This window comes from Pontibacterium sp. (genome assembly GCF_041587635.1).
Lineage (GTDB): Bacteria > Pseudomonadota > Gammaproteobacteria > Pseudomonadales > Balneatricaceae > Pontibacterium.
In genome coordinates, this window is sequence record NZ_JBFGYC010000443.1 from 1 (window position 1) to 3,403 (window position 3,403).

Annotated in this window: 2 protein-coding genes and 2 tRNA genes; 2 read left to right on the forward strand and 2 right to left on the reverse strand. The window is 50.1% G+C overall.

Annotation, left to right across the window (positions count from 1 at the left end):
- Positions 1-3 precede the first annotated feature (3 nt).
- A tRNA-His gene (locus ABYW01_RS17150) sits at positions 4-79 on the reverse strand.
- A gap of 44 nt (positions 80-123) precedes the next feature.
- Positions 124-200, reverse strand: a tRNA-Arg gene (locus ABYW01_RS17155).
- A 290-nt stretch (positions 201-490) separates the two neighbouring features.
- On the opposite strand from ABYW01_RS17155, the gene folD reads away from it, so the two are divergent.
- Positions 491-1,342 (forward strand): bifunctional methylenetetrahydrofolate dehydrogenase/methenyltetrahydrofolate cyclohydrolase FolD, encoded by an 852-nt coding sequence (gene folD / locus ABYW01_RS17160; protein ID WP_372835079.1) that lies wholly within the window; start codon positions 491-493, stop codon positions 1,340-1,342.
- 179 nt (positions 1,343-1,521) lie between these two features.
- Positions 1,522-3,403, forward strand: a 1,882-nt coding sequence (locus ABYW01_RS17165; protein WP_372835081.1) for a PAS domain S-box protein, incomplete at its 3' end; no start/stop codon positions are given.

The following is a 3,403-nucleotide window of genomic DNA, read 5'->3' on the forward strand; positions in this document are numbered from 1 at the left end:
GAATGGGGTGGACGATGGGGCTCGAACCCACGACCACCGGAATCACAATCCGGGGCTCTACCAACTGAGCTACGCCCACCATATCTCTAATCAAGACTTCAACTTTCTTCAGCAACATCTTCTTGGCACGCCCGGCAGGACTCGAACCCGCAGCCTACGGCTTAGAAGGCCGTTGCTCTATCCAGTTGAGCTACGGGCGCCTTGTTGCCCGCCCTTAACTGCTTTGCTTTCACGTTCCTAAGTGGTCTGTGTTAGCGCCGCCGTTCAAGGTGGTGCGAATATTATAGAGCCGATTTTAGGTCGTCAACACTTTTTTATTTTTTTAATGAAATAAACAGCTTAGCGCTCATTCAGTGGTCAAATTGCAACCAATACAAGCCTCTATATACATATTCTGCTTATTGCTCAACCAATTGCCCTTGGCCCTGACAGTCAACCATGAGAGAATTTGCGCCAGTGAAAATTCGTTTTATAGGACAGCATCCGCAATATGAGCGCAAAAACAATAGACGGCAAACAAATTGCCGCTGATGTACGCCGCAAGGTCGCTGAAGGTATTCAACAGCGCATCACCTCCGGCAAAGCTGCCCCCTGCCTGGCAGTGATACTGGTCGGCGTCGACCCGGCTTCACAAGTTTACGTACGTAATAAGAAGAACGCCTGTAAAGAAGTAGGCATTGACTCCCGGTCTTACGATCTGCCCGAAGATACCACTCAGCAGCAACTGGAAGAACTGGTTGATGAACTCAATGCTGACCCGTCTGTACACGGCATCTTGCTTCAGCTTCCCCTACCAGCACATTTGAATGGCGATGAAATTCTAGAACGCATTCGTCCGGATAAAGATGTAGACGGTTTTCACGCATTCAATCTCGGCCGACTAGCTCAGCGTATGCCCGTCCTTCGCCCCTGCACACCGAAAGGGGTTATGACACTCTTGGCATCCACTGGCATTGACCTGCACGGCCAGGAAGCAGTTGTTGTAGGCGCGTCGAACATCGTTGGTCGCCCAATGTCTCTGGAGCTGCTGCTCGCGGGCTGCACTGTTACAACGACACACCGTTTTACCCGCGATCTTCCAGGCCACGTCAATCGTGCTGACATTGTTGTTGTCGGCGTTGGGATTCCCGGACTGGTTAAAGGTGAATGGATTAAGGATGGCGCCATCGTCATTGATGTCGGCATTAATCGCCTCGAAGATGGTCGTTTAGTCGGCGATGTAGAATATGACATCGCAGCAGAGCGAGCTGGCTGGATCACCCCTGTACCTGGCGGCGTAGGCCCAATGACAGTTGCCACTCTGATGGAAAACACATTGGAAGCTGCGGATAAGCTGGATTAACCAGCGCCTCAGCTCATGACCGGTAAGCACTATTCCAACAACGTGCTTACCGGCCTACACCCTACTCAGACACATTTGGTATTCCCGCAAAAATACGGAACACAACCTTTTTATAAATCCAGGCCATCTATACAACCCACTGACACCAAACTGACTTTTGGGGAGTCTCAGTTCTGACAATGGAAACCAAACGCATTGATCGCACACGGTGGAGCCAGTTTCTCATCCCCACCACAGTCCTGTTTGCCTCATTACTAGCGACGTATTACGCCAGCCTTTTTAGCGCAAACATGAACAAGGAACAGTTTGAAACCCGTTTCCAGGCGCTCGCCAACCAGACGACCCTTCTGATTCAGGAAAAACTCGACCGCTACCCTCTCCTCTTAAGAACCACTCGCGGCCTGGTTTTGAATCACCTGAATGACGTAGAAAAGCACTGGCCCCCTTTTTTCAAACAAGCCGCGCTCAATTTTGAAGCAAACGGCATTATCGGCATCACATACACCCGCTATGTTGCGCGTAGCAATCAAGATAGATTTACTGAAATGCAGCGCAGCATATACGGACCTGACTTTAGAATTTTTCCTGAAACATCGCGGCAAGATGCATTCGTCCTGATGCACGCCGCACCCGACACCATTACCCAAAAGGTTCGCGGATTTGACATCGGTTCAGAATCAAACCGCCGCTTTGCTGCTGAGCGAGCTAAAAATTCCAGCACACTTGCCCTGTCAGAACCGATCTCTTTATTACCTACCGACCAGCAATCTCTTGATTACCTGTTTCTTTTGCCGGTCGAAAGCCCTGACCCCAACGACCCTTATACACCGCTTTTTCACGGCTGGGTTACTATCGGCTTTAGTTTAAGCATGCTGCTGGAAGAAACACTTCAAAAGATCGACCCACTGATTCACGTGCACGCTGTCGATGAGCGCATTGGCCAATCGCCGCTGTACGATAGCCACCCTGAAGAACAGGCCGACCCCCACCTTCTGCCCTTTCGTCTGAAACAAACGCTTGAGCTTTCCCATCAGCGCATCGATCTGTACTACACACCGCTTAACGCATTTGCATCAACCAACGTACTTTACCGCCACGACCTCGGCACATTGATTGGAGGAAGCATCATTGGCGCATTAAGCACATTTGCCTGTTTCTTAATGCTGGGAGGACGCGCTCGCGCCCTACGTCAAGCGGAAGTTATGACCCGCCTGTCTCGCGACAGCAACAGTCGCTATCAGGCCCTGTTTGAGAGCTCTCCTGAGGCGATCATCCTGAGCGTTGATAACCGTATTATTCTCGCCAACAGTGCCGCCGTCGGACTGTTAGGAGCATGCGGTATCGAGCAATTGATCGGCCTGAATGTTCTTGATATTGCCAATGATTCTAATCGTACGTCTGCCGACGAACTCATGCGATCCCTACAGCAATCTGACAACGACAAACTACCACCTATCGAAGAACAACTGGTTCGTCTGGACGGCAGTACATTTGATGCTGAATTAAGTTTGTCGCGTACGACTTACGATAACGCCAGTGCGATCCAGCTCATGTTTAGAGACATCAGCGACATTAAGAAACGCCGTAACGCTGCAAAGATTGCAAAAAAAGTACTGGAGCACACAACCGAAGCCATCATGGTTACGGACAACAATGCACGCATCATTCTGACCAACCCAGCATTTACAGCTCTCACGGGATTTACAGACAAGCAGGCTTTTGATCAAAAAACCAGTTTATTGAAGTCCGGACATCACGACACCAATTTCTACAAGCAACTTTGGCGTGACCTGCTCCATACCGGGCAATGGATTGGAGAAATTGCCAATCGCAAGCGCAGCGGTGAAGTCTATATCCAGAAGACAAACATCTCAGCGGTATACGACAAAGGCGGAGACATCAGTCACTTTGTTTGTGTCATGAGCGATATTACCGAACAGAAACGCACCTTTGACACCATCCGCTTCCAGGCTCTACATGACAACCTGACTAAGCTTCCCAACCGTATTCACTTTGAAGCCAGGGCCGAAAAAGCACTCAGTCGCGCCAGCCTTGCAGGTA